The organism is Rhodococcus sp. F64268 (assembly GCF_023015605.1).
Lineage (GTDB): Bacteria > Actinomycetota > Actinomycetes > Mycobacteriales > Mycobacteriaceae > Rhodococcus.
In genome coordinates this window covers 31456-57436 of sequence record NZ_JALKAI010000010.1, presented here as the reverse complement: position 1 = coordinate 57436, position 25981 = coordinate 31456, and the positions used below count along the sequence as shown (strand labels likewise).

The 25981-nt window shown below is 67.3% G+C and carries 26 protein-coding genes, 2 tRNA genes and 1 riboswitch; of the genes, 9 read left to right on the top strand and 19 right to left on the bottom strand.

All coding sequences use genetic code 11. The annotated features are described in order from the left end of the window. Positions 1–63 precede the first annotated feature (63 nt). Together MWU77_RS20430 and MWU77_RS20425 are read left to right on the top strand one after the other, a co-directional pair. Positions 64–504, top strand: a complete 441-nt coding sequence (locus tag MWU77_RS20430; protein WP_247274635.1) for an NfeD family protein — start codon at positions 64–66, stop codon at positions 502–504. Between the two features lie 3 nt (positions 505–507). Continuing rightward, the gene (locus MWU77_RS20425; RefSeq protein ID WP_247274634.1) at positions 508–1782 is read left to right on the top strand and encodes an SPFH domain-containing protein; all 1275 of its coding nucleotides are present in this window, start codon (positions 508–510) and stop codon (positions 1780–1782) included. 56 nt (positions 1783–1838) lie between these two features. Here the strand turns inward: MWU77_RS20425 and MWU77_RS20420 are convergent, their stop codons facing one another. From MWU77_RS20420 to MWU77_RS20405, 4 genes are all read right to left on the bottom strand, one after another. Then, positions 1839–2855: a DMT family transporter gene (locus MWU77_RS20420; RefSeq protein ID WP_247274633.1), complete on the bottom strand. Its 1017-nt coding sequence runs from the start codon at positions 2853–2855 to the stop codon at positions 1839–1841. A 141-nt stretch (positions 2856–2996) separates the two neighbouring features. After that, positions 2997–3084, bottom strand: a riboswitch (glycine riboswitch). A gap of 55 nt (positions 3085–3139) precedes the next feature. Then, complete coding sequence (locus MWU77_RS20415; RefSeq protein ID WP_169690530.1) at positions 3140–3655, bottom strand: hypothetical protein; 516 nt, start codon at positions 3653–3655, stop codon at positions 3140–3142. After that, positions 3652–4233, bottom strand: coding sequence for a SatD family protein (locus MWU77_RS20410; protein ID WP_247274632.1), 582 nt, complete (start codon positions 4231–4233; stop codon positions 3652–3654). Before MWU77_RS20410 ends, MWU77_RS20415 begins: the two co-directional genes overlap by 4 nt. Before the next feature lie 31 nt (positions 4234–4264). Next, positions 4265–4966, bottom strand: coding sequence for a TVP38/TMEM64 family protein (locus tag MWU77_RS20405; RefSeq protein ID WP_247274631.1), 702 nt, complete (start codon positions 4964–4966; stop codon positions 4265–4267). Positions 4967–5216: 250 nt separating this feature from the next. Between MWU77_RS20405 and mutA the strand changes: the two genes are divergently transcribed. The 4 genes from mutA to MWU77_RS20385 are packed head-to-tail and all read left to right on the top strand — an operon-like array spanning position 5217 to position 11120. After that, the gene (mutA, locus tag MWU77_RS20400; protein ID WP_247274630.1) at positions 5217–7085 is read left to right on the top strand and encodes a methylmalonyl-CoA mutase small subunit; all 1869 of its coding nucleotides are present in this window, start codon (positions 5217–5219) and stop codon (positions 7083–7085) included. Continuing rightward, positions 7086–9332: a methylmalonyl-CoA mutase gene (gene scpA, locus MWU77_RS20395; protein WP_247274629.1), complete on the top strand. Its 2247-nt coding sequence runs from the start codon at positions 7086–7088 to the stop codon at positions 9330–9332. It abuts the gene before it with no gap. A 7-nt stretch (positions 9333–9339) separates the two neighbouring features. Then, entirely contained in the window at positions 9340–10425 is a 1086-nt protein-coding gene (gene meaB, locus MWU77_RS20390; protein WP_169690525.1) for a methylmalonyl Co-A mutase-associated GTPase MeaB, read from the top strand. Then, positions 10422–11120 (top strand): lysoplasmalogenase, encoded by a 699-nt coding sequence (locus MWU77_RS20385; RefSeq protein WP_247274628.1) that lies wholly within the window; start codon positions 10422–10424, stop codon positions 11118–11120. The genes meaB and MWU77_RS20385 overlap by 4 nt, the downstream gene beginning before the upstream one ends. A gap of 103 nt (positions 11121–11223) precedes the next feature. Here the strand turns inward: MWU77_RS20385 and MWU77_RS20380 are convergent, their stop codons facing one another. From MWU77_RS20380 to MWU77_RS20355, 6 genes are all read right to left on the bottom strand, one after another. After that, positions 11224–11823, bottom strand: a complete 600-nt coding sequence (locus tag MWU77_RS20380; protein ID WP_206040468.1) for a hypothetical protein — start codon at positions 11821–11823, stop codon at positions 11224–11226. A gap of 72 nt (positions 11824–11895) precedes the next feature. Next, entirely contained in the window at positions 11896–12843 is a 948-nt protein-coding gene (locus MWU77_RS20375) for a sulfite exporter TauE/SafE family protein (protein ID WP_247274627.1), read from the bottom strand. Positions 12844–13113: 270 nt separating this feature from the next. Beyond that, positions 13114–14358 (bottom strand): trans-acting enoyl reductase family protein, encoded by a 1245-nt coding sequence (locus tag MWU77_RS20370; RefSeq protein WP_247274626.1) that lies wholly within the window; start codon positions 14356–14358, stop codon positions 13114–13116. A gap of 9 nt (positions 14359–14367) precedes the next feature. Beyond that, on the bottom strand, positions 14368–14760 hold the full coding sequence (locus tag MWU77_RS20365) for a DUF2784 domain-containing protein (protein WP_247274625.1): 393 nt from the start codon (positions 14758–14760) through the stop codon (positions 14368–14370). Positions 14761–14778: 18 nt separating this feature from the next. Beyond that, positions 14779–15147 (bottom strand): universal stress protein, encoded by a 369-nt coding sequence (locus tag MWU77_RS20360; protein WP_247274624.1) that lies wholly within the window; start codon positions 15145–15147, stop codon positions 14779–14781. Positions 15148–15285: 138 nt separating this feature from the next. Next, on the bottom strand, positions 15286–16761 hold the full coding sequence (locus MWU77_RS20355; RefSeq protein WP_169690520.1) for an SDR family NAD(P)-dependent oxidoreductase: 1476 nt from the start codon (positions 16759–16761) through the stop codon (positions 15286–15288). 95 nt (positions 16762–16856) lie between these two features. Here MWU77_RS20355 and MWU77_RS20350 point away from each other — a divergent pair, with 95 nt between their 5' ends. Next, positions 16857–17102 (top strand): PLDc N-terminal domain-containing protein, encoded by a 246-nt coding sequence (locus tag MWU77_RS20350; protein WP_247274623.1) that lies wholly within the window; start codon positions 16857–16859, stop codon positions 17100–17102. Positions 17103–17184: 82 nt separating this feature from the next. Here the strand turns inward: MWU77_RS20350 and MWU77_RS20345 are convergent. Both MWU77_RS20345 and MWU77_RS20340 read right to left on the bottom strand, forming a co-directional pair. Continuing rightward, positions 17185–17270: transfer RNA gene (locus MWU77_RS20345), tRNA-Leu, on the bottom strand. A gap of 211 nt (positions 17271–17481) precedes the next feature. After that, positions 17482–17567, bottom strand: a tRNA-Leu gene (locus MWU77_RS20340). Between the two features lie 118 nt (positions 17568–17685). Here MWU77_RS20340 and MWU77_RS20335 point away from each other — a divergent pair. Together MWU77_RS20335 and MWU77_RS20330 are read left to right on the top strand one after the other, a co-directional pair. Then, complete coding sequence (locus tag MWU77_RS20335; RefSeq protein WP_169690519.1) at positions 17686–19038, top strand: M20/M25/M40 family metallo-hydrolase; 1353 nt, start codon at positions 17686–17688, stop codon at positions 19036–19038. 41 nt (positions 19039–19079) lie between these two features. Next, positions 19080–19622, top strand: coding sequence for a YbhB/YbcL family Raf kinase inhibitor-like protein (locus tag MWU77_RS20330; RefSeq protein WP_247274622.1), 543 nt, complete (start codon positions 19080–19082; stop codon positions 19620–19622). Between the two features lie 95 nt (positions 19623–19717). On the opposite strand, the gene MWU77_RS20325 is transcribed toward MWU77_RS20330, so the two are convergent. The 7 genes from MWU77_RS20325 to MWU77_RS20295 all read right to left on the bottom strand — a co-directional run bounded on the left by MWU77_RS20325 (position 19718) and on the right by MWU77_RS20295 (position 25902). Beyond that, positions 19718–20782: a quinone-dependent dihydroorotate dehydrogenase gene (locus MWU77_RS20325; protein WP_247274621.1), complete on the bottom strand. Its 1065-nt coding sequence runs from the start codon at positions 20780–20782 to the stop codon at positions 19718–19720. Positions 20783–20822: 40 nt separating this feature from the next. Further along, complete coding sequence (locus MWU77_RS20320; RefSeq protein ID WP_169690516.1) at positions 20823–21077, bottom strand: DUF5703 family protein; 255 nt, start codon at positions 21075–21077, stop codon at positions 20823–20825. 2 nt (positions 21078–21079) lie between these two features. Next, complete coding sequence (locus MWU77_RS20315) at positions 21080–22087, bottom strand: hypothetical protein (RefSeq protein ID WP_169690515.1); 1008 nt, start codon at positions 22085–22087, stop codon at positions 21080–21082. A 132-nt stretch (positions 22088–22219) separates the two neighbouring features. Next, positions 22220–23089: a heme ABC transporter ATP-binding protein gene (locus tag MWU77_RS20310; protein ID WP_374229941.1), complete on the bottom strand. Its 870-nt coding sequence runs from the start codon at positions 23087–23089 to the stop codon at positions 22220–22222. Positions 23090–23094: 5 nt separating this feature from the next. Continuing rightward, positions 23095–24156 (bottom strand): iron ABC transporter permease, encoded by a 1062-nt coding sequence (locus tag MWU77_RS20305; RefSeq protein WP_240960051.1) that lies wholly within the window; start codon positions 24154–24156, stop codon positions 23095–23097. 55 nt (positions 24157–24211) lie between these two features. Further along, complete coding sequence (locus MWU77_RS20300) at positions 24212–25231, bottom strand: hemin ABC transporter substrate-binding protein (RefSeq protein ID WP_169690513.1); 1020 nt, start codon at positions 25229–25231, stop codon at positions 24212–24214. Positions 25232–25236: 5 nt separating this feature from the next. After that, a complete protein-coding gene (locus tag MWU77_RS20295) occupies positions 25237–25902 on the bottom strand; it encodes a heme oxygenase (biliverdin-producing) (protein WP_169690512.1) in 666 nt (221 codons plus the stop codon). Positions 25903–25981 lie beyond the last annotated feature (79 nt).

The window sequence follows — 25981 nt, the reverse complement described above, 5'->3', positions numbered from 1 at the left end:
TGCCCGCCGGGATCCGAACCGCTCCTACCAGCGCCGCTGCTGGCATGTCCGTTTTGTGGTTCGATGGGGGCTGTGGCGGCGTTGATATGGCTGATCGTAGGAGTGGCTCTGGCTGCGGGTGAAGCGCTGACCGGGGACTTCGCGTTGCTCATGCTCGGGGGAGCCGCACTCGTAACCGCCGGTGTCTCGGCGGCGACCGACTTCCCGGTGTGGGCCGACGCGATCGTGTTCGGAGCAGCGTCGCTACTGCTGTTGCTGGGGGTACGGCCTGCGCTCCGCCGCCGGTATGCCACGCCGCCCGCCTTGCCGACCGGAATAGATGCGCTTCCGGGAAAACCCGCTGTGGTTCTGGAGCAGGTCGACGAGAGGTCGGGCCGCGTGAAGATCGACGGCGATATCTGGACCGCGCGGGCGCTCGACGCGACCGAAGTGTACGAACCCGGCACGACCGTGACAGTGATGCAGATCGACGGCGCTACTGCCGTCGTATGGAGGGGTGTGTAGAGGATGGAAGCGTTGATCGTGCTCGCCGTGGTGGTGGCACTGGTCGTGTTGGTCGTGGCGAAATCGGTGTCGCTGGTGCCGCAGGCCGAGGCGGCGGTGATCGAACGACTCGGCCGGTACTACCGAACGGCGTCGGGTCAGCTGACCTTCCTCGTACCGTTTGTCGACCGGATCCGGGCGAAGGTGGATCTCCGTGAGCGGGTCGTGTCCTTCCCGCCGCAGCCGGTGATCACCCAGGACAACCTGACGCTGAGCATCGACACGGTTGTGTACTTCCAGGTCACCAATCCGCAGGCCGCGGTCTACGAGATCAGCAACTACATCGCCGCTGTCGAACAGCTGACCGTGACCACCCTGCGCAACGTGGTCGGCGGGATGACCCTCGAAGAGACCTTGACGTCTCGCGATTCGATCAACGGGCAGCTCCGCGGGGTGCTGGACGAGGCCACCGGCAGGTGGGGGCTGCGGGTCGCCCGCGTCGAACTCAAGAGCATCGATCCGCCGCCGTCGATCCAGGAATCGATGGAGAAGCAGATGAAAGCGGACCGCGAGAAGCGCGCGATGATCCTCACCGCCGAGGGGCACCGCGAAGCCGCGATCAAGACCGCCGAGGGCGACAAGCAGTCCCGCATTCTGTCGGCGGAAGGCGCCAAGCAAGGGGCGATCCTCGAGGCGGAAGCCGATCGGCAGTCGCGGATCCTGCGTGCCCAGGGCGACCGTGCGGCCAGCTATCTGGAGGCGCAGGGCCAGGCGAAGGCGATCGAGAAGGTGTTCGCGGCGATCAAGGCAGGCAAACCGACACCCGAACTGCTTGCCTACCAGTACCTGCAGACCCTGCCGGAGATGGCGCAGGGCGACGCGAACAAGGTGTGGCTGCTGCCCAGCGATTTCGGCGATGCCCTCAAGGGGTTCGCGAAGAACCTCGGTGCGCCCGGCAGCGACGGCGTGTTCCGGTTCGAGCCGAGCCCGGTCGAGGAGGATCTGCAGCGCCCCGAGGACGACTCGGCGGAGGTCGAGGACTGGTTCACCACCAAGAGCGACCCGGCCGTGGCGAAAGCCGTCGCCGAAGCAGAGGCGGTAGCGCGCAAGCCGGTCGATCCCGATGTGCCCGGATCGGCTCCGCGGCACCAGGCAGGCGAAACCGCAGGTACGCCGCCGCAGGCATTGCCGCAGTCACAGCCTGCACAAGACGGGTGGATGCCCACCGGCGAGTCGGAGCGGGTAGCGGATCCCCAGCAGTACCCGCCCCAACAGCAGTACCCGCCCCAACAGCAGTAGCGCTTCCGCTGGTACCCGTCGCGGCCCGCACATCCGATGTGCGGGCCGCGACGTTGTCATTCCTGCGATCCGACTTGCGCTGCGGGAATCTTCCTGCGGCGCCGGCGACCGGTCGCGAGCGGGAGCGTCATCGCCGCGATGATCATCCCGGCGCCGAGGGTGGCGAGGAGTGAGATCGATTCGCCGAACGCCAGGGCCCCGAGAATCAACGCGACCACGACTTCGAGATACGACAACCCCGACAGTTCCGCGGCCCGCAGATGCTTGCCCGCGATGACCAGCAGACCCAGCGCGAGCAGACCGCACACGACGAAGAAGCCGGCGGCCCACGCCCAGTTCGTGGCGGTCATCCCCGTCATATCCGGGCGGGTGACCACGACCATCGCGGCGGTGGCGACGGCGCCGAACGTGAAGTTCCAGAAACTGCGAACGTCGGCGGGCATGTCGGAGCGATACCGGTAGCACAGCAGCGCCAGACCGTAGAAGAGGCCCGACGCGACACCGAGCACCGTGCCCAGGGTCTCGTGGTCGGACCCTGCCGGCGGGGCACCGCCGATCAGTCCGGCGGCCAGCAGCATCCCGGCGAACGCGGTGACCAGCGACAGCGCGTCCAGACGCGTGATCGATTCCTTGAGGAGGACCCTGGCCAGCACCGTTGCGATGAGCGGACCGAGATAGTGCAGAACAACGGCCCGCGACAGATCGGTGAGCAGTGTGGAAGACAGATACGTGGCCAGCGAGAGGCCGAGGAACACGCCGCCGAGCACGATCGACGGGGACAGCCGCGTGCGGCGGATTGCGCCGAGTCGGCGCGAGAAGACGATCAGCAGCATCATGCCCAGGGCGCCGACGAGCATACGGCCGAGTGTCAGGGCCTCGCCGAGCGCGGCGCCGGGTGGGGTGGCCATGCGACCGAACAATCCTGCGGCGCCCATCGCGGTCGCGGAGATCACGATCGCCGCGATGCCGAGTCGTCGATTCGGGCTCGGCCGCGACGGCGGGGGAGTGGACGACGGTGTGACGAGGGACGGAACAGGCTGGACGCGCAGGGGCGCGCCGACGGTCAGAGCCACGGAACTTCCTCCGGACAGGGTGCTTCACGCACCGGGGACGGTGGTTCCCCGCTCTGTCATCGGACCTGAGAGCTTTCACGGATCCTGTCGGATCCGCCTACACCGTCGGTGAGCCCCGAAGGACTGCTTTCCAGAGTTGCCTCGCGTGCGGCGGTCTGTGGGCCTGAGAGATTCCCGGGAGGTTGCTCCTTCGGCGCCCGCAGATGCGGGACTCTCCCGCCGCAGTTCAATGGCATATTCAGTTGCGCCTGCAAGTATGCCAGTCCGGCTGTGTCGGTGAGAACTCAAGTGATCAAGGCGTGGCCGACCCCACATGCCGCGGCCGCCCACAACACACTCGTCGACGTACCGATGATGAACTGCTCGGATGCCTGCGGTTCGCGCAGTTCCGGATACCGGGCCAGGCCCTTGACCGCCATGATGATCGCGATGCCTTCCGGCCAGCCGGCCAGGATCGATGCGGCGACTGCGCCGCGTTCGAGCACGCCGATCACCCGGCCGCCGCGCAGAGGTCCCGGTGGCGGTGTCGGGGTCGGTCCCGCGTCGGGTTGCCGCCGGGCGATCCGGAATGCGACGAGCACGGCCGGTCCGCCGCCGGTGATGGCAACGATGGTGGTGAGGGTGAGCGTCGCCCCGAGCGCGAAACCCTGAGCGGGATCGGTGGCGGCAGCGGTGAGCGCCGCGGCGCCGAGCGAGAGTGCGGTGACCGCCGCCCCGACCCACACCGGAAGACGCGGGATCAACGACAGTGCCGGCGCGACGGCTGCGACAGTGAGGAGCACCAGGGAGGCGACAGTCAACGGTCGGCCCTTTCGAGGAGTCGGCGCAGCAACAGACGGCCGGCGAGTTCGGCCTGCCACCCGGCAGTGAGCAGGCGCTGGGACACGGCCTGTTTACTGATGCCGAGTTCGGTGGCGATCTCGGATTGGGACAGTCCGGCGCGCGCAAGCGAGACGGCTTCGACGCCCTGATCGGTGCGGCGCACCACGATTGTCGCGAGGAGAGTCAGGGCTGCATCGACGTCGGCTGCCGAATCTGCATCGGTGCCGTCGGCAGCGATTCGGCCCGGCGCATTCTTGGCGCGTTCGACGGCGGTGCGGGCGTGCTCGAATGCGGGACCGCGACCGGCTCGGGTCTGGGCGGGAAGCGGTGTTTCGACGGGGCCGATCCCGATGCCGACACTCCAGTTGTCCCGCTCGAGCAGATCCAATGCGAGATCGATCACCGTGCCGGAGTCGTCGGCCACGGCCTGGACTTCGTCGCCGGCGGTGCGTTCGAACTTGCGGAGCAGTGGAGCGTCGCGGAGTTCGACGAGCAGATCTGCGACGCGATCGATGTCGCGGCGACTGCCGCGTTGGTCGACCGTCAGCACGTACATAGAACAAGGATGGAGACTTGAAATCGAGAAATCAAGCCCTCAGGCTTGTCTCATCCTCTTGGGTGTTCGTGATGGCATCAAGCGCCGACCCCGCAGGCTGAGGAAGACGTGCCTCGAGTACGAGGCCGCCGACACCGAGCACAATGCAGAGCGCGGTCACTGCCACCAATGCCGGGCTCGACTGCCCGGTGAGCACGTCGCCCAGCAGCACCACAGCAACGGTGCCAGGCAGGATCCCGATCACCGTAGCGACGGTGTACGGCGTCAGGCGCACGGACGACACCGCGCAGCAGCAGTTCACGACGAAGAACGGTGCTGCGGCGATCAACCGCAGCGACCCGACGGCAAGCCAACCGCGCCGGGCCAGACGCAGATCGACGGCCTTCGCTGCAGGATGGGTCAGATACGACGTCACGACACCCCGGCCCAGCGCCCGTACCAGCAGGAACGCAAGGACCGCACTCACAGTGGTGGCTGCCGTGGTGACCGCGATACCCACGGCGGGTCCGAACAGGACCCCGGCACTGAGAGTGAACACCGTGCGCGGTACCGGACTGATCGTCACGAGCGAATGAACAGCGAAGAAGATCAGGACCAACAGTGGCCCGTCGACAGATTCCGACCACTGACGGATCTGTGCGATCGACGGATGGGGGAGCAGAAGCGCCACCGCGGCGAGTGTTGCGAGGAGGACGAGGATGCCGATGACCCTGCGGTCCCTGAAGATCCTCATCACAGGGCGCCACCTTACCTCCCGTCGTGCACGCACACCTGGCACGGAGAGATACAGACTGCAGGATCACACCGACCCGTCCACGTGATGAACGATCGCTAGAGAAATTGTGGTGATCCCCACGATTCACCACCGGAGTGTGCAGCTAGCATCACAACGACATCGGCTTAATGTTTTGCGAGGCGCCACGCCCCGTCGGCCTACCCCGGCCGCCCGACAGCCTGCCACCCGCAGTAGGAGGAAATCGCACGTGTCATTAGCAGCAGAGGCCGAGGACGCCGCGCGCGCATACGCGCAGTGGCAGCAAGCGGTCGCGGGCGTACTCGCCAAGTCGCGCCGCGTCGATCCCGCAGAACTCGGCCCGGAGCCGCAGCGTCTGCTCGAGACCACCACGTACGACGACGTGACGGTTGCCCCGCTCTACAGCGGCCGCGACGAACGCCCCGAATCACCCCTGCCCGGGCAGTTCCCGTACATCCGCGGCGGCTCGTCCACCCGCGACGTCAACGCCGGCTGGCTCGTCAGCGCCCGCTTCGACGGAACCGACGCCAAGAACCTCAACGAGCAGATCCTCGACGCCCTCGAGAACGGCGTCAGCGCACTGTGGCTGCGAGTCGGCGAGGGTGCACTGCCCGTCGACGGACTGTCCACAGCACTCGACAAGGTGCTGTTCGACCTCGCGCCCATCAGTCTCGACGCAGGCCCCGAACTCGCTGCTGCCGCGGACTCCCTGTACACGCTGCTCGACGCACGCACCGACGTCGCCGACCGCGCCGCCGTGCGCATCGCGCTCGGCGGCGCGCCGCTGACCAGTGCCTTCTCCGGCCGCGACGACATCACCGTCGACGACGTCATCACGCTCGCCGCCGCGGCCGCAGAACGTATCGAGGTCGTCCGCGCCATCACCGTCGACGGCACCGCCTTCCACAACTCGGGCGCATCCGACGCGGAAGAACTCGGTGCGGCGATCGCTGCAGGCATCGAATACGTCCGCGCTCTCATCGCAGCCGGGCTGTCCGTGCAGCAGGCTCTCGGTCAGATCGAGTTCCGGTTCGCGGCCACCGACGACCAGTTCCAGACCATCGCCAAGTTCCGCGCAGCCCGTCAACTCTGGGCGCGCGTCGCGCAGGTTGCCGGAGCGATCGAAGCCGGAAACGCCCCGCAGCACGCGGTGACCTCCGCTGCCATGATGGCCCAGCGCGACCCGTGGGTGAACATGCTCCGCACCACCCTCGCTGCGTTCGGCGCCGGAGTCGGTGGCGCCGACGCCGTCACCGTCCTGCCGTTCGACGCCGCGCTGCCCGCCGGTGCTGTCGGGGTGTCCGAAGCGTTCTCCGCGCGCATCGCGCGCAACACCAACCTGCTCCTGCTCGAGGAGTCCAACCTCGGCCGTGTCCTCGATCCGGGCGCAGGATCCTGGTACATCGAGGACTTGACAGCGCAGGTCGCGGACAAGTCGTGGGAATTCTTCCAGCAGATCGAGGCGGCCGGCGGCTACCGCGCGGCGCTCGACGCCGGACTGGTCGCCGAGCGCATCGCCGCGACCCGCGGTCGTCGCGAGGCCGACATCGCCCACCGCAGGTTCTCCGTCACCGGCATCAACGAATTCCCGAACCTCGCCGAGGCCCCCCTGCCCGCTGGTGTCGCCGACTCGGGTGCATTCGCGGCGCGCTACGCCGCACCGTTCGAGGCGCTGCGTGACCGCTCCGACGTCTACCTCGCCGTGCACGGCACCCGGCCCACAGTGCTGCTCGCCCCCCTCGGCCCGGTCGCCGAACACAACGTGCGCACCACCTTCGCCAGCAACCTGCTCGCGGCCGGCGGCATCGACGCGGTCAATCCCGGGCCGGTCGATCCGAGCGACGACACCCTCGCCGCCGCGGTCCGCGACTCCGGTGCCAAGGTCGCCGTACTGTGCGGCACCGACGCCCGCTACCGCGACCACGCAGGTACCGCCACCGCGGCGCTGCGTGCCGCAGGGATCACCACTGTGCTGCTTGCGGGCCCGGAGAAGGCCGTGGGCGACGTGCAGGGCGACAACCGCCCGGACGGTTACCTGACCGCGCGCATCGACGCGGTCGCTGCACTGACCGATCTTCTGAACACCCTGGGAGCGTAAGTGAGCATCCAATCCGAGATCGGCAGCTTCGCCGATGTCCCACTGACAGATCCGGATTCCCCGGAACCCGCGGCTCCCACCGCGGAGCAGACCGCCGCGCTCGTCGATTCCGTAGCGTCCGCGAACAACTACACCGTCGACGACGTGGTGTGGAACACCCCCGAGGGCATCGACGTCAAGCCGGTCTACACCAAGGCCGACCGTGACGCTATCGCCGCTGAGGGCTACCCACTCGGCAGCTACCCGGGCATCGCGCCGTTCGTGCGCGGCCCGTATCCGACGATGTACGTCAACCAGCCGTGGACCATTCGCCAGTACGCGGGTTTCTCGACGGCAGCCGAATCCAACGCCTTCTACCGTCGCAACCTCGCGGCCGGCCAGAAGGGCCTCTCGGTGGCCTTCGACCTCGCGACCCACCGCGGCTACGACTCCGACCACCCGCGTGTCCAGGGCGACGTCGGTATGGCCGGTGTCGCGATCGACTCGATCCTCGACATGCGTCAACTGTTCGACGGCATCGACCTGTCGAAGGTGTCGGTGTCGATGACGATGAACGGCGCAGTGCTGCCGATCCTCGCGTTGTATGTGGTGGCTGCGGAAGAACAGGGCGTGACGCCCGAGCAGCTGGCCGGAACCATTCAGAACGACATTCTGAAAGAGTTCATGGTCCGCAACACCTACATCTACCCGCCGAAGCCCTCGATGCGGATCATCTCCGACATCTTCGCGTACACCAGCACGAAGATGCCGAAGTTCAACTCCATCTCGATTTCCGGCTACCACATCCAGGAAGCCGGAGCCACCGCCGACCTGGAGCTGGCCTACACGCTCGCCGACGGCGTCGAGTACATCCGCGCCGGCCTCGACGCAGGCATGGAGATCGACAAGTTCGCGCCCCGCTTGTCGTTCTTCTGGGCCATCGGCATGAACTTCTTCATGGAGGTCGCCAAGCTCCGCGCCGGGCGGCTTCTGTGGGCCGAACTCGTAGAGAAGTTCGATCCCAAGAACGCGAAGTCGCTCTCCCTGCGCACCCACTCGCAGACCTCCGGTTGGTCGCTGACGGCACAGGATGTGTTCAACAACGTGGGACGGACCTGCGTCGAGGCGATGGCTGCGACCCAGGGACACACCCAGTCGCTGCACACCAACGCACTCGACGAGGCGATCGCGCTGCCGACCGACTTCTCGGCTCGCATCGCGCGCAACACCCAGCTGTTGTTGCAGCAGGAGTCCGGCACCACCCGGCCCATCGACCCGTGGGGCGGCTCGCACTACGTCGAGTGGCTCACGCACGAACTCGCCAACCGGGCCCGCGCGCATATCGCAGAGGTCGAGGAGGCAGGCGGTATGGCGCAGGCCATCTCCGAAGGCATCCCGAAGCTGCGCATCGAGGAAGCCGCTGCCCGCACCCAGGCACGTATCGACTCCGGCCGACAGCCGCTGATCGGTGTCAACAAGTATGTGCCCGCCGAGCCCGACAGCATCGAGGTTCTCAAGGTCGAGAACTCGAAGGTGCGCGCCGAGCAGCTCGCCAAGCTCGAGCGGCTCCGTGGCGACCGCGACGAGGCCGCAACCCGGGCAGCTCTCGAGGAGCTGACCCGCGCCGCGGCGTCCACGGATGGTGGCATGGAGAACAACCTGCTGGCACTCGCGATCGACGCGGCCCGCGCCAAGGCCACCGTCGGAGAGATCTCCGACGCGCTCGAGAAGGTCTACGGTCGGCACCAGGCCGAGATCCGCACGATCAGCGGCGTCTACCGCGACGAAGCTGGGGAGGCGAGCAACATTTCCACCACCATCGAACTCGTCGAGAAGTTCGCAGAAGACGAAGGTCGTCGTCCTCGTATCCTCGTCGCGAAGATGGGTCAGGACGGCCACGACCGCGGACAGAAGGTGATCTCCACGGCCTTCGCCGACCTCGGCTTCGACGTCGACGTCGGACCGCTGTTCCAGACCCCCGAGGAGGTCGCCCGGCAGGCGGCCGACAACGACGTGCACGTCATCGGCGTGTCGTCGTTGGCTGCGGGACACCTCACCTTGGTGCCCGCGCTCAAGCAGGCGCTCGCAGAGGTCGGTCGTGAGGACATCATGATCGTGGTCGGCGGTGTCATCCCCCCCGGCGACTTCGACGAGTTGTACGAGGCGGGGGCCGCAGCGATCTTCCCGCCCGGCACCGTCATCGCCGATGCCGCAGCAGGCCTGCTCGCCAAGCTCGCTGCCCAGCTCGGACATTCGCTCGGGAGCTGACGCGACGATGAGTGATACCTCGATCGGGACCACTGCGACCGGGACCACTGCGACGCGCAAGCGTCCGGTCGACCTCGACGCCCTCGCGACGTCCGTGCTGGCAAATGAGCGGGCCGGACTCGCGAAGGCGATCACCCTGATCGAATCGACTCGCGACGACCATCGGGAGCAGGCGCAGCAGTTGCTGCTGCGCCTGCTCCCGCAGGCGGGCGGGGCGATCCGGGTCGGTATCACCGGCGTTCCCGGGGTCGGGAAGTCGACGTTCATCGACTCGCTCGGTATGTACCTGCTCGGTCAGGGACATCGGGTCGCGGTGCTCGCCGTCGACCCGTCGTCGACCCGGACCGGCGGCTCGATCCTGGGCGACAAGACTCGGATGGCGCGGTTGTCCGGGGAACCGGACGCCTTCATCCGTCCGTCCCCGACCGCAGGCACTCTCGGCGGTGTTGCGAAGGCGACGCGCGAAACGATGGTGCTGCTCGAGGCAGCCGGGTTCGACGTGATCCTCGTCGAAACGGTCGGTGTCGGACAGTCGGAGGTCACCGTCGCGAACATGGTGGACTGCTTCTGCTTCCTGACTCTGGCGCGCACCGGCGACCAGCTGCAGGGCATCAAGAAGGGCGTGCTCGAGCTCGCCGACCTCGTCGCGGTGAACAAGGCGGATGGCAACCACGAGCGCGACGCGCGAGTCGCCGCACGTGAACTGTCCGGGGCGATGCGGATGGTACATCCGCATGACGCCGTGTGGAAACCGCCCGTGATCACCATGAGTGGTCTCGAAGGTGTTGGTCTGGACACCTTCTGGGATACCGTCCTCGAACACCGGAAGGTACTCACCGAAGCGGGTCGGTTCGAGGAGAATCGCAGCCGTCAACAGGTCGACTGGACGTGGACGATGGTGCACGACCAGTTGCTCCGGCGGCTCGAGAGCAATCCCCGCGTCAAGGCGATTCGCGGTGGGATCGAGGCCGGAGTGCGTGACGGCTCGATCACCGCGGCCATCGGTGCGCAGCGGATCCTCGATGCTTTCGACGGTGTCGACGACGGGGGCATCGAGAACGAGGGCATCGAGAACGAGGGTCCCACTCGGTGACCCAGGGCATCGCTGCGCGGAGCGCGGCCGCCGTCTTCGGTGTGCTCGCCGCGGCGCACCTGATCGCTCAGCTCATCGACCCCGACGCGATGTTCGTCGACGCCACCCAATGGCTGCTCATGCCCGTGCTGGCGGCAGTACTCGTACTGGGCACCGCCGCGCCCCGGTCCCGGCTCGTCGAACTGACATTGCTGGCGTTGACTTTCTCCTGGCTCGGTGACACCGCACCCGACCTGTTCGACGGTGACACCGCATTTCTCGTGCTCGTCGGATTCTTTCTGTGTGCGCAGGTGACGTACATAGCGGCGTTCGCACCGTACCGGTCGGCGAGTGTGCTGCACACCAGGCGCTGGGTGCTCGCGGTCTTCGCAGTCGCCGTCGTCGCGTTGGTTGCCGTGTGCGCCCCGGGCGCGGGCGTACTGGTGGCACCGGTCGTGCTCTACGCGCTGCTGCTGGCCACGATGGCGGTCCTCGCTACCGGCGTGGGACGTACGGTCGCGATCGGCGCTGTGGCTTTCGTAGTGTCCGATTCGCTGATCGCGTTGCGCGCGTTCGTCGACGACTTCCCCCTGCCGTTGTCGGGTTTCTGGGTGATGCTCACCTATATCGCGGCGCAGGTGCTCATCACGTGCGGCGTGATGTCCAGAACCCGGGATGAGAACCCGGATAGGAGTGCGGTCGGTCAGTTCGACTGAGCGGACACGAGAACGGGCGCGGTCACCTCATCGGTGATCGCGCCCGCGCTCGTTCGAGACCGGTTTTTCAGCGGCCCGGTTTTGTTCAGGTACCCGGTCGTGTTCAGAGGCCGAGGAGTTCCGTGGCGGCGGCGACGGCCGCAGGCCCGTCCAAGCTGGGGAAGTCGGCCCACTGCCCGCCCGTGATCGAGACCCGCACGTCCGGGAATTCGACGGTGGTAACCGTGATTCCGGCTACGCCGGTTCCCATATTCATTGTGTAGGCGACGCCGCCATTCGATTCGACGGTGCTGTCGGAGAGCACTTCGAGTCCTGCGGTACCGAGCACCGAGGGGTCCGACACGGCGCCGTTCCCGGTCTCGATCATGACCTCGACCGTGCGGATGTCGTCGAAGCTCGTGGCGGCCTCGGGCGTCGTCCAGGTGCAGTACACGCCGTAGTCGCTCGAACCGTTGTCCGGGTCGGCGTCCAGTCCGGTGATGTACTGATCCACGGCGGGGGACACGTCGTCGCAGCTGGAAAATTTCGTGAGGAGGTCGGCGTCGAGCGTCTCGATGCCGACGTCTTCCGCAGAGAAGGAGGTATCGGTCGTCTCAGAGGCGTTGCCGCTCTCGGAGGTAGACGTGTCGTCGGACGAGCAGGCGCCGAGGGCGAGCGCGCAAGCGAGGGCGGCGGGAAGGGCGGCGAGGCGGAGTCGATTCACGCGGCGAATGCTATCGGGTGCGCTGCGCCGAGCTGATCTTGGTGTGGGTGATTTGTCCGGTCAGTGTGCGTGCTAGATTTTTTGGCCCTGCGGGTCTTCCCGCAACGCTGCCGGCGTCGGGGCCTCGAGCTTCTCGAGACCGCCCGACGACTCGGCGGCGGTGAGCTTCGAACGCTTCCACGACACCACCAGTAGGGTGATCCACCCGGCGATGAGCAGGATGTAGAGCAGCGTGGCGACGGTGCTGGACACCTCGAATGTGTCGAACAGCTTGTACAGATTGGTCACGACGATGACGCCGCCGACCGCGGTGCCCAACAGGGTCGCCGGAACACGGGAAACCAGCCATGCCGCAACCGGCGCCGCCAGCGCACCGCCGATCGCCAACCCCGCGACGATGAGCAGGTTGTCGAGCGATTCGCGCCCCAGACCGATCAGGAAGCCGACACTTGCAGCGACCGCGACAAGGAACTCCGAGGCGCTGACCGAGCCGATCACGGTGCGCGGTGCGGTCTTTCCACGGGAAAGCAGTGTGCTGGTGGTGATCGGACCCCAACCACCGCCTCCGCTCGCGTCGATGAAACCGCCGAAGAATCCGAGGGGCGAGAGGAACTTCGCGCTGTGCGGCGAGGTACGGGCATCGGCTACGGCCGGCGGGCGCACCGAGAAACGCAACGCCACGTAAACGCCGATGATCAGCAGGATCGTCGCGGTGACCGGCACGGCCGCTTCCGTGGACAGTCCCGAAAGGACAGTGGCACCGAGGAACGCACCGATCGCACCGGGTACGCCGAGTCGCAGCACGACTTTCCAGTCGATGTTGCGGAAGCGCCAATGTGCAACACCGGACACCAGGGTGGTACCGACCTCGGCCAGGTGAACTGCGGCACTCGCGTGCGCCGCACCGACACCGCTGAAGATCAGCAACGTGGTGGCGGTGACACCGAACGCCATGCCGAGGGCGCCGTCGACCAACTGGGCGCCGACACCGACCAACGTGAAAACGAGGAGATTGAGCATGCATCGCTCCGTGCGACTGGAAGGAACCTAGACGAACACGACGAGCGGTGCGACACCGCTCAGAAGGACATCCAGGAACAACACTCGCAGTCGAAGCACGCGCCACGACGGGTAGGCCAGAACGCCATGAGCGCAAGCCGAGCGGCCGGAGCCGTCTCGATGCTCATCGCGTACATGGTGCCCATCCTTCATCGGCTACTTCGGTCGCCGGACAGGCGACCGATCGAGCATAACCTCCCCGCTACCCCGAAGCCACGCCGGTACGAAGATTCAGGGTAGGCGGCGTGTCGAGATCTCGAAGCCCGCCGCTCGTAGCCGCTCGGTCAGCACATCGCCGAACGCCACCGCCGGGGTGAGCACACCACCGCCGGCATGCAGCGCCGAACCTCCCACTGCCAACGACAACGCGGATTCACCCAGCATCACCGCGGTCGCCTTGTAGCCGGGATCGCCGTCGGCAGCTATCCGCGCCGTGTAGCGGGCGCCGGTTTCGGTGGTGGTGAACAGATCGACGGTGAAGTACCCGCGTTCGCGGGTTCGTTCCGACGGGCCCTCCCCGGGCGCGGGCAACACCTTGTCGAGGAGGAATCGGGTCGGGCGGAACGACAGGCCCGCCACGAGTGCACCCAGCCCCGCTGCGACGGCTCCGGCGATCACCGGGGACGCAATCGACGAGCCGACGTTCATCACCTCCCGATACCGGAACCGCGGTCCGTACGTTCCGTCGGTGAGCGCGCTGCTGCGTCGCACCACCCGGGTGTTGACCGACGCCATCGCGAACGGCGCTTTCCATCCGGTCAGCTCCGGAGCGATCGATTTGCCGTCGACCAGCGCGACATCGCTCTGCCTGCCGTGATCGGGTTCCAGAGTCCGGTCGGGCGACAACGAGTAGGGACTCGCCGCGATCTTTCGTGCGGTGCGATCCCCGCGCACCACGTCGATCTGGTTGCGCACCGAGTCGATCGTGCCGCCGCTGACGCCGCCTCGCATCGAGGTCAGGACGAACGTGGTGTCGGTCAGTGCGCCGGCGCCGTCCGCGTCTGCGGCACGACGCAGAGCATGGACACCAAGATCGGACGGAACCGAATCGAATCCGCACGCGTGCACGATACGGGCGCCCGTGCGACGCGCGACGTCGTCGAACCGGTCGATGCTCTCACGCTGGAACAGCACCTCCCCGGTGAGGTCCACATAATCGGTGCCCGCTTCGGCGCACGCCTGGACCAGCGGCATGCCGTACCGGGCGTACGGGCCGACCGTCGTGATCACCACGCGGGTCTCGGCCGCCATCGAGGCGAGGGAGTCGGGGTCTTCCGCATCCGCGATGATCAAGGGCCAGTCGGCGGCAGCCGACGGAAGCATCGAGCGCACGGCACCGAGTTTGTCGCGGGACCGACCGGCGAGGCCGACTGTCAAACCCGACGGCAGGTGGCGGGCGAGGTACTCGGCGGTGAGCCGGCCAACGAAGCCGGTGGCGCCGTAGACGACGACGTCGAGATGGCGTGAGACAGTCATGCCGCCACCCTACTGTCGGGTAAGTCCCGGTGCGGCCTTTCCCGCCCGCGCACGACCGTGGCGTAGCCACAGCACCGTCCAGGACACCACGATGCACACCGCGACACCGGCACGGACCAACCCCAACGCCGATTCCGGATAGATCACGCCGGTCAGGTAGTGCTCGATGAATCCACCTGCGGGCAATCCAGACTCACCGGCCTTGCCCCTGGCCCAGTTCTCTGCCGACGTCAACGGACAGTCGAACCCGATGATCACCGACCCGGCGCCCCACAACACCGCGAGCACATGGGTGACGATCGTGCGCGGCCACCGCCACGTGAGGAACCCGCCAAACGCGACGTAGAGCACGAACAGCAGATGGACGAACGCAGTGGCGTCGGCGAGGAACCGGTATGCCATGCAACCAGCGTAAGGCGATCACTCGTCTTTCACGACGAGTACCGGAACCGCCGCTTCGATGATGATGCGCTGTAGCCCTCGCTCGAGGAGGAACTTGCCGGTCGCGGTCCGGCCGCGGCTACCGACCACAGCCCTCTCGGCGCCGCTGCGTGCGAGTAAGTCGACGACTGTTCCGACCGAATCACCGTTGTGCACCTCGGTGAGCAGTTCCCAGTTGCCCTCGCCGAGGACCTCCCGGACATCGGCGAGCACCGCGTCACTGTCGGTGGAGTCGTCGAGGGGAGCCAGCACCAGTAGCGTCTGCCCGCGGTCGGAGGCTTCCCGGGCACCGGCGCGCAGGGCGGCGCGTCCCTCGGGGGTATCGGCATGGACGACGGCGACAGACATGATGCTCCTATGCGCGGTGGGACAGATGGACCACTGTGTACCAGTATCGCGGCCGATACCGGCGAATTCGGAATCCGTTCTGTGTGGAAGTGATCTCCGCCGGCGGTGCCGTGTCGGCCGGATCTCACCGGACCGGCCTCACCACGGCGCAGGCGCGTAGTCCTTGAGGAAACACCCGTACAGATCGACGCCGGCCTCACCCTGGACGACCGGGTCGTACACCCGCGCTGCCCCGTCGACCAGATCGAGCGGTGCGTGGAAGCCTTCCTCCGCCAACCTGATCTTCGTATGGTGGGGTCGTTCGTCGGTGATCCACCCCGTGTCGACGGCGGTCATGAGGATGCCGTCGCTCAGCATTTCCTCGGCGCTCGTCCGGGTGAGCATGTTGAGGGCGGCTTTCGCCATGTTGGTGTGGGGGTGTCCCGCGCCCTTGTATCTGCGGCCTGCGAACTGTCCTTCCATCGCCGAAACATTGACGACGTACTTGCGGCGTGCCGGTGACGACGCCATCGAGGGACGCAGTCGATCGACGAGGATGAACGGTGCCACTGAGTTGCACAATTGCACTTCGAGCAGCTCGAGTGGCTCGACCTCGCCCACGGTCTGCACCCAACTGTTGGTGTGCACAAGATCGGGAAGTAGACCGCCCGCGTCGATCGCGACGCCCGCGGCGATCCGCTCGGGTGTCGCCGACCCGGCGACCATCGCCAGCGACGACACCGCCTCCGGCGACAACGCACTGCCCGACAGGCTCCCGGCGAGCGCGGCGGGATGAGCGTCCGACGGTTTACCGAACGTGAGGACCTCAGGACGAGGCCCCGCGGGAAGTGCCGCGGACTCGGCCTCGGCGAGGGCCGAATAAGCGCCGGGGGAGCGACGCACCGTCTGTGCCGCATTGTTGATGAGAATGTCCAGCGGGCCCTGCGCTGCGACCTCGTCGGCGAGTGCGACGACCTGCGCCGGGTCGCGCAGATCGATTCCGACCACCCGCAGGCGGTGGAGCCAGTCGGCGCTGTCCTCCATTGCGCTGAACCGGCGGATCGCGTCGTTCGGGAAGCGGGTGGTGATCGTCGTGTGCGCGCCGTCGCGCAGCAGTCGCAGCGCGATGTACATCCCGATCTTGGCGCGACCACCGGTGAGCAGCGCGCGCCTGCCGGTCAGATCGGTGCGGGCGTCACGCTTGGCGTGATTCGCGGCTGCACATTCCGGGCACAGCTGGTGGTAGAACGCGTCCACCTGTGTGTACTTGTTCTTGCAGACATAGCAGCCGCGCGGCCGCAGCAGCGTTCCCGCGCTCGCGCCCCGTACCGACGATGTCAGCGGAACACCGGCGGTCTCGTCGTCGATGCGGGTAGGGGACCCCGTCGCGGTGGATTCGAGCACCTCGCGATCGGCCGCGGCCTTACGGTCGCGTCGCTCGTTGCGGCGGAGCCGCTTGAACTTCTTGAACATGTGCCCGACGGCGCGCTGTACCGTGACCGCATCCGGGTGATCGGCCGCGAAGCCGCCCGCCATATCGAGAACACGGAGGCAGGTGTCGAGGTCGGCGGGATCGATCCGCTCGGGTCCGAGTGCGTCGGTGAGTGTCGTTGCAATGTCGTTGTGGGGGTCCATGTGCCCTTTTCCGGTGTGTGGTGAAGCCCGATAATGGTATCGGGTGGGCGCGGAAGGTCCGCTGCTCGTGTCCGGAGGATCACCTCGGAGGGATCATGAGTTCGACCGCACCAGCGCGGAACGCGGGTACCAAGGCGAGGTTCAGCGACATGTCGCCGAGGCGGCGAGCCGTCGTGCTCGCGCTCGCGAGTATCCAGCTCGCACTCGCCGTGAGCGCCTGGGTGGATCTCGCGACGCGGCCCGCCGAGAAGGTCGAGGGCAGCAAACTGAAGTGGGCCCTGATCATCGCAGTGAACTTCGTCGGGCCGATCGGTTACTTCCGTGCAGGACGCCGTTCCTGAGAAACCTCGCCTCCGACGACAACGGGCCTCCGACGACGATGGCCCCGAACCTGAATCAGGTTCGGGGCCATCATGTTCGGAGTGTCCGAGGGGGGACTTGAACCCCCACGTCCGTTAATAGGACACTAGCACCTCAAGCTAGCGCGTCTGCCATTCCGCCACTCGGACCCATGCCATGCAGGCATGCGATGCACTCCCGCTCTCGCGGGCGCTGTCGAAAACAGTAGCGCATGAGTGTGCCGTTCCCCAATTCGCCTGCCCAGGCCCATCTAGGGTCGTATCGATCCCGCCCGTCGGTGAGGCGGCCACCCATCCCAGCAACGACGAAGGCCCCGAACCTGATCGGTTCGGGGCCTTCGTCGTCTGTCTCGACTCAGAGTGTCCGAGGGGGGACTTGAACCCCCACGTCCGTTAATAGGACACTAGCACCTCAAGCTAGCGCGTCTGCCATTCCGCCACTCGGACTGATGCCTGCACCCGCTCCAGCGGGTGCTGTGAAAGATTAACGCACCACGCTCCAGCTCCCAAATCGCTACCCCTACCTGCAGTGATCGACAGCGTCTTCGATGGTAGACATGCAGGCATGGTCACCACGTCGAGCGCGCATCCACCGTCCCGTGCCGAAGCCGAGGTCGTCGACCTCGTCTCCCGGCTCATCCGCTTCGATACGTCCAACACCGGCGACCTCGCCACCACCCGCGGCGAGAAGGAATGCGCCGAATGGGTCGCGTCCCAGCTGCAGGAGGTCGGATACGAGACCACCTACGTCGAATCCGGTGCACCCGGTCGCGGCAACCTGTTCGCCAGGCTCCCCGGCGCCGACCGCGACCGCGGGGCGTTGATGCTGCACGGCCACCTCGACGTGGTTCCCGCCGAACCGGCCGACTGGAGTGTGCACCCGTTCTCCGGAGCCGTCGAAGACGGCTACGTCTGGGGGCGGGGAGCGGTCGACATGAAAGACATGGTCGGCATGATGATCGCCGTCGCCCGACGCTTCAAAGCCGAGGGCATCGTCCCACCGCGCGACCTCGTCTTCGCGTTCCTCGCAGACGAGGAAGCCGGTGGCACCTACGGATCCCAGTGGCTGGTCCAGCATCGACCCGACCTCTTCGAGGGAATCACCGAAGCCGTCGGTGAGGTCGGCGGTTTCTCGCTGACCGTTCCCCGTCCCGACGGGACGCAACGCCGTCTCTATATGGTCGAGACCGCCGAGAAGGGCCTCGGATGGATGCGTCTGACCGCGAAGGGACGCGCCGGACACGGATCGTTCCTGCACGAGGAGAACGCCGTCACGATTCTCGCGCAGGCCGTCGCGCGGCTGGGCACCCACACGTTCCCGCTCGTGGTCCCCGATTCGGTCGCCGAATTCCTCGCTGCGGCGGCGGAGGAAACCGGCCTGGACTTCGATCCCACCTCGCCCGACCTCGAAGGCACTCTGGCCAAACTCGGGTCGATCGCCCGGATCGTCGGTGCCACGTTGCGCGACACCGCCAATCCCACGATGCTCGATGCCGGGTACAAGGCGAACGTCATCCCGCAGACCGCCGAAGCCGTCGTCGACTGCCGCATCCTGCCCGGTCGCCGCGCCGAGTTCGAGCGCACCGTCGACGAACTGATCGGTCCCGACGTCACCCGAGAATGGATCACCAGTCTCGACTCCTACGAGACCACGTTCGACGGCGACCTCGTCGATGCGATGAACGCCGCTATCGAGGCACACGACCCGTTGGGACGCACGGTGCCGTACATGCTGTCGGGCGGCACCGACGCCAAGGCATTCGCCAAACTGGGGATCCGGTGCTTCGGCTTCGCGCCGCTGCAACTGCCCCCGGAACTCGACTTCGCTGCCCTGTTCCACGGTGTCGACGAGCGTGTACCCGTCGACGCACTGCGCTTCGGCACGCGGGTCATGGAACACTTCCTCATGCATTCCTGATCACCGAAACCGATCACCGAACACAACCCGAAAGGACCGGTATGGCCTTCGACTACGACCCGTACAAGTTCCTGCCCGAGCTGCCCACCTTCCAGGTGACCAGCGAGGACTTCGCCGAAGGCGGACAGTGGAAGCTTCCGCAGGCCAGCGGCGCGTTCGGAATCCCCGGCGGCGGCGACGTCTCGCCACAGCTGTCGTGGTCGGGATTCCCCGCCGAGACGAAGAGCTTCGTCGTGACCGTGTTCGACCCCGACGCGCCTACCGCGTCCGGGTTCTGGCACTGGGCTGTGGCAAACATCCCGGCCGACGTCACCGAGCTGCCCTCCGGTGCAGGTAGTGCGGATTCTGCTGCTCTGCCGACCGGGGCCGTGCAGTTGCGCCACGACGGCGGCGCATTCGGATTCATCGGAGCCGCCCCGCCGGCCGGTCACGGCCACCATCGGTACATCGTCGCCGTGCACGCCCTCGATGTCGACACACTCGAAGGAGTCGGCCCGGAGGCCAGCCCGGCGTTCCTCGGCTTCAACGTATTCGGGCACGCCATCGCGCGCGGCCTGCTGACCGGTACCTACGAGGTGAAGTAGCAAGATCGCTCTGACCGAAGGTGACATTCGTGCACTTCACGTGCCCGAACGTCACCTTCGGCCGGTCTGGCGGCCGGTGGGGCGGAGCGGCGGTCTCAGCGACCAGCGCCGACCGCATCCGCGATCGAGGCGTAGCCGGAGGCCCGCAGCTTGCGAGCAAGTCCCTTGTTGAGTCGGCGCGTCCAGAACGCGCCGCCGTAGATGAACCCGGTGTAGCCCTGCACCAGCGACGCGCCGGCCAGGATGCGTTCCCAGGCCTGCTCCGGTGTCTCGATCCCTCCGACCGACACCAGGGTCAGACGATCTCCCACACGCTGGTACAACCGGCGCAGCACCTCGAGCGATCGTGCTGCCACGGGAGCGCCCGACAGGCCACCGGCGCCGATCTCCTCGATTCGGGCGGTGTCCGTATGCAATCCGTCGCGGCGGATGGTGGTGTTGGTGGCGACGATCCCGGCGAGCTTCAACTCGACGGCGAGATCGGCCACCGCGTCGATGTCCTCGTCGGACAGGTCCGGGGCGATCTTCACGAGCACGGGCACTGTCACAGTGTCGAGAACCGCCTGCAGCAGCGGCCGCAGGGACTCGACGGCCTGCAGATCCCGCAGACCCGGGGTGTTCGGGGACGACACGTTGACCACTATGAAGTCGGCGAGGGGGCCGAGCAGTTGCGCGCTTGCGGTGTAGTCCTCGGCGGCCTGCTCGGCGGGCACGATCTTCGTCTTGCCGATGTTCGCGCCGATCGGCACCGTCCGGCGGCGCTGCCGCAGATGATTCGCGGCTTCACCGGCACCGTGGTTGTTGAACCCCATCCGGTTGACCAGCGCGCGGTCCTCCGGCAGCCGGAACAGGCGCGGTGCCGGATTGCCGGGTTGTGCCTGCGCCGTGACCGTCCCGATTTCTGCGAAGCCGAATCCGAGCGGGCCCCACGCATCGACGCCCTTGGCATCCTTGTCGAAACCTGCTGCCATACCCACGGGATTCGGGAACCGCACACCGAACACGGTGTTGTCCAACACCGGATCGTCGACGGAGAGGATCTTCGACGCGAGCGCGCGGGTCGGCCCGAAGCCGGTGATCAGGCGCAGCACGAAGAACACCACATGGTGGATTCGTTCCGGCGGCACCAGGAACATCACGCGAAGAAGCAAGCGGTACACGAACAACTCCCTGCACAGGGGCGCGGAGGCCCGGAGACGATCAGCGGACGGTGGGTTCGGGGACGTGATGGCCGGTCTTGCGTCGCCGCAGCAACACCCGGCGGCTGCCGTCGGGATACAACCGCAGCCGGGTCAGCTCCCAGCCGTGGAATTCGGCCGAGATCGCGAGCCGCAGCGACGCACTGATCCGCGAGACTTCCTTCGGAAGCTTCAGCGGCACGTAGTCGTACTCGTCGTTGCTGGTGTCCCACCCCACAGGGAGGCGGGTGAACCGGCTCGCATTCTCGCTTGCCATCACTACCCTTCGACCGGGATCCTCTGCAGTCCGTCGCCGGTCGCCGATGCCACCACCAGTGCTGCATCTGCCGGATCGACGGCGAGCGAGTTGGGTTGCTGCACCGTCGAGAAGCGGTGGCGTTCCCTCGGGATACCGGTCGACAGATCGTAGCCCACGACCTCGTTGCTACCGGTCAGGGTGACCCACACCAGGTCGCGCTTCTCGTCGTAGGCCAGCGCGTACGGCGCCGGTCCTGCCGGATACCGCTGCCGCAGGACCAGCGAATCGAGGGTATAGACCAACAGTTCGTCGCCGTCGGTGTCGGTGACCATGACGCGGCCGAACGGGTCGCTGGTCATCTCGGTCGCGCCCTCGCCTGCGCGCAATGCGACGCGCAGATCCGAATCCTCGAGGTCGAGTTCGGTGATGGACGTCTGGTGACGGTCCAGCGCGGCAACCGTGCCACCGGCGACCGTGAGTGCGTCGACGGAGACGAGCCCGCCGATCGTCGAGTCCACCTCACCGGTCTCGGGGTCGACGACGAGCACAGTGCCATCCGCGGTTCCGACCGCCCAGCGACCGTCGGGAAGGACGGCAGCCGAGCGCGCTTCCCCGTCGACCGGCACTTCGGTGACCGTTCCGGTGCCGGCGTCGATCTGTGAGACCGCGCCTGCGGCGGGAGCCAGCACGCTGCTCTCGGGGCCCTGGGAGACCGTCGCCGCGGCCGCGGGCAGCGTGACCTCACGGGGGGCTGCGCCCGCGTCGTCGATCAGCAGTATCTTCCGACCGTCGTCGACAAGAGCGGCGACGACGCTGGTGCCGGGGGCGATGACCATCGCCTCGACCGACTCCGCGAGGGGAGTGACGGTCCCGGCGGGGGTGCTGCTCACTTCCGGTGCCGCTGCGGCGGTGGCCGGTTCACGGGTCGGTACCGATTCGGCTGCCTCGTCGGACGAGGAACATCCGGCGACGAGAGTCACCGCGAGCCCGATCACCACCGCGGCGCTGCGCATCACCGGTCCACCCATCGTCGTCGCTCCTCGCTGTCGTGCTGTGACTGTGGCAGTGCCCTGGACGGCAGCGCCGCCATCCAGTGTTCCCGATCGCCATCCCATGAGTGCAGGCGCCTCCTGCCGGTCACCCCAGGTGTGACGCGGCGCTCACAGCGTGGGTGCAGACCGGTCCCGATGCGGCAACACGAGCGGAGTCCCGGTCTCCGGGTGAGCGCTGACCCGCACCGGATAGTCGTAGACGCGGCTGAGCAGTTCCTCGGTGAGCACCGCGCCGGGGCTGCCGTCAGCAACGAGAAGGCCCTTCTCCAGCACACAGATGCGGTCGGCGTACGCCGCGGCGAGGCCGAGGTCGTGCAGCACCACCACTACCGCGTGGCCGTGATCGGCGCGGGACCGCACCACCTGCATGATCGTTTCCTGATGCCCGATGTCGAGTGCCGCGGTCGGCTCGTCCAGCAGTAGCGTCTGGGTGTCCTGGGCGAGCACCCGCGCCAACGCGACCCGGGCCCGTTCACCACCGGACAAGGCGGGAAACGGGCGATCGGCGAGATGCGCCACGTCGCAGGTCGCGAACGCGGCATCGACGAGTTCGGCGTCGGCATCCCGGCGGTCCGTACGAGCCCACGCGGCTCGGCCCATCTGCACCACCTGCCGTGCCGTGAACGGAAAACCGACGGTGTGTTGCTGAGGCAGCACGGCGCGTCGCCACGCCAACGCGAGGGGAGTCCACCCGTCGAGATCCCGTCCGTCGACCTCGACGTGCCCGCCGCTGAGCGGATGGTCGCCGGTCAGCGCGGCGAGCAGCGTCGACTTACCCGCGCCATTGGGGCCGACCAGCGCGACCACCTCGCCGACGCGGACCTCGAAGTCGATGCCGTGCAGGATCGCACGCTCACCACGCTGCACCCGGACCCCGCTGCCGCGCAGCGTCACGGAACCGGGCGCGGATCGCTCGGGTAGATCGCGGCGGCCACGCAACCGGCCGAGTATCGAGGCGCCAGGAGAGGAGAACGCGATCCGGCTCACGCCCACCCACCCTGCTTGGCCCGGGTGCGGCGCAGCATCAGGAAGAACACCGGCCCGCCGATCAGTGCGGTGAGCATGCCGAGCGGAAGGTCGGCATTGGGTACCAGAGTGCGGGCACCGAGATCGGCTGCCAAGAGCACCACCGCGCCGCCTAGGACGCTGGCGAACATGAGGACCCGGTGGGCGGGGCCGAGTGCCAGGCGCATCAGATGAGGTACGACGAGGCCGACGAACATGATGATGCCGGTGAATGCCACCGCCGCACTGACCAACACCGCGACCGCGACGATCGCCACCTGCCGGACCCGCTCGACGTCCACCCCGAGATGGCGAGCCACGCTCTCACCGAGCGCGAGCACATCGAGTTTGGGCGCGAGCACGATCGCCACCGCGACCCCGGCCGCGGTGAGCGGAGCGACCACCGACACGATGTCCCACGTGGCGCCCCCGAGACTGCCCAACTGCCAGAACACGATCTGATCGCGGGCCGCGGGATTCGCGACGAAGGTGAAGAACGCAATCAGGCCGCCGGCCATGGCGTTGACGGCGACACCGGTGAGGATCACGGTGACGACTTCGGTTCGTCCTCCCGATCTCGACATCGCGTACACCAGGTACGTGGTGACCAGACCGGACAGCAACGCGGCCCACGCCAATGACCACCCCGACGAGAAGGCGCCGCCGAGCACGATCACGGCGGAGGCCCCCACGGCGGCACCCGACGACACCCCGATCACGCCGGGTTCAGCGAGGGGGTTCGCGAAGATGCCCTGTAGCAGCGCGCCGGAGCAGCCCAGTGCGGCGCCGACGAGTATGGCCAGCACCACCCGCGGAAACCGCACCTCCCACAGCGTGACGTCACCGGCCGGATGTGCGGGCATCGGCCCGAGATCGAGACCGAGTCGGTGCAGCACGCTGCCCACCACCTCGGCCGGGCTGGTGGGCACCTGACCGAGACACGCCGACACGATCGCGAGCGCTACCAGCGCGACGACGAGTCCGGCGAACACCGCGGTGGTGCGGGTGGGTCCGGCCTTGCGGAGCGCTTCGGCGGGCAGTCCGGTGGTTTCGCCGACCTCACTCACTGCAAGTACCCGTCCGCCTGCAGCGCGATCACGCCGCGTCCGTGGGATAGAACGCCTCGACGAGCGCTGCGAGCACCTCACCGGTTTCGGGGCCGAAGCTGAGCAGCACCGCGTCATCCATGTCGACAATGCTGCCGTTCTTCCCGGCCGGGGTTTGCGCGACCCCGGGAAGCTCGGCCAGGCCTTGCGGCCCACCGACGGATTCGAGGCTGTGCGTCATGATCAGGATCGTGTCGGGTGCCGACGCAATCATGGCCTCGCTCGTGATCGGCATGAACTGCGATTCGAGACCGGCCACGGTTCCTGCGTCGCGTCCGCCGAGTGCTTCGATCAATGCATCGGCACCGGAACCTGGACCACCGAGCATCTTGATCGCCGAGCCACGCAGATACAGGAACGCAACGGTGAATTCGGGGTGCTCCGCCGGAACAGCGGACTGCGCCGCGGCGATCTCCTCGTTGGTGCGGTGCACCAATGCCTCGCCCGCCTCGGGGACGCCGAGTGCTGCGGCGACCGACTCGATACCGTCCGCCACGGTGTCGAGGCTGCGTTCCGGATCGACGAACACCACCGGCACACCCGTGTCGCGCAACTGCTGCTGCACTGCCAGCGGACCGATCGAGGTGTCGGTGAGCACCACCGTCGGGTTCAACGCCAGAATCGCTTCGGTGTTGAGGCCGTGCCCGCCGGGTGTGACGTTCGGCAGATGCTCACCGGCGGGAAAGATCGCGGTGGAGCGGCCGACGACATTGGCGCCGAGACCGAGGGAGAACACGGTCTGGGCGAGGGTCCCGGAGCGGTCCGCGACCACGATCCGCGACACGTCCGTGACGGTGACATCGACACCGTCGAAGCTGCGGACCGTCGTGGGGAGCGTCGGAGACGGCTCGGTGGTGATCGGTCGGGGATCGGGGTCGGCGACCGTCGCGGTGCGGGCGCCGGCCACAGATGTCCCACTTCCACCGGATTCGGTGCTGCAACTGCCGAGCGCGAGCGTGACGATCGCCACGAGCAGCGCCGACAGGACCTTCGCGGTCGAACGGAACATAGCGTTCAGACCCGCGCGCGGTATCGGTCGAGATCGGCGGCCAGGTCGGCGAACAACGCTCCGTTGAGCCCGAAGGCGAGGTTGGCCTCGTCGATCACTTTCTGCTGCTGGGCCTCGTCGAGGGGAGCGGTATCGAGCTTGGCGCGATAGGAGTCCTTGAACGGCTTCGGCTTCGGGATGTCGTCGAAGATGTAGAAGCGCAGCCCGTCGCGATCGTAGCCGTAGGCGCGTTCGAGCATGCGGCGGATGATCTGCCCACCGGACAGGTCGCCCATGTAGCGCAGGTAGTGGTGCGCCAGGAACGCTTCCGGGGAGGACGCAGCGACCTGATCGAGCCGTTGGACGTATGCGACGGTGGCGGGCAGTGGCGTGAGTCCGTCACGCCACTGCGCACCGAGCAGAAATCCCAGGTCCGCCTCGAGCGCCGGAGTGCGAAGGAGTTCGGCGGTGAGGAACGGCCCGACGATCGGGTCGTCGGTGTAGGTGTGGGCGATCCGTTCGAGTGCGTCGTACACGAACCAGGTTTGGGCGATCAGCGCGGCATGTGCCGAGGCGTCGAGCTTCCCGTCGAGCAGTTCGGTGACGAAGACCGAGTTCTCGGTGTCCGAATGCGCCTGCTGTGTCGCGATCCGGATCCGCTCGGAAAACCCTGCGACCTCGGTCGTGGTCATCGACCCACCTCCCTGTGCTGCCCGTCATCAACCTCTTGGCAGGACAGCCTAACCTTTGCGAGGTGGACCGGCGAGGGCC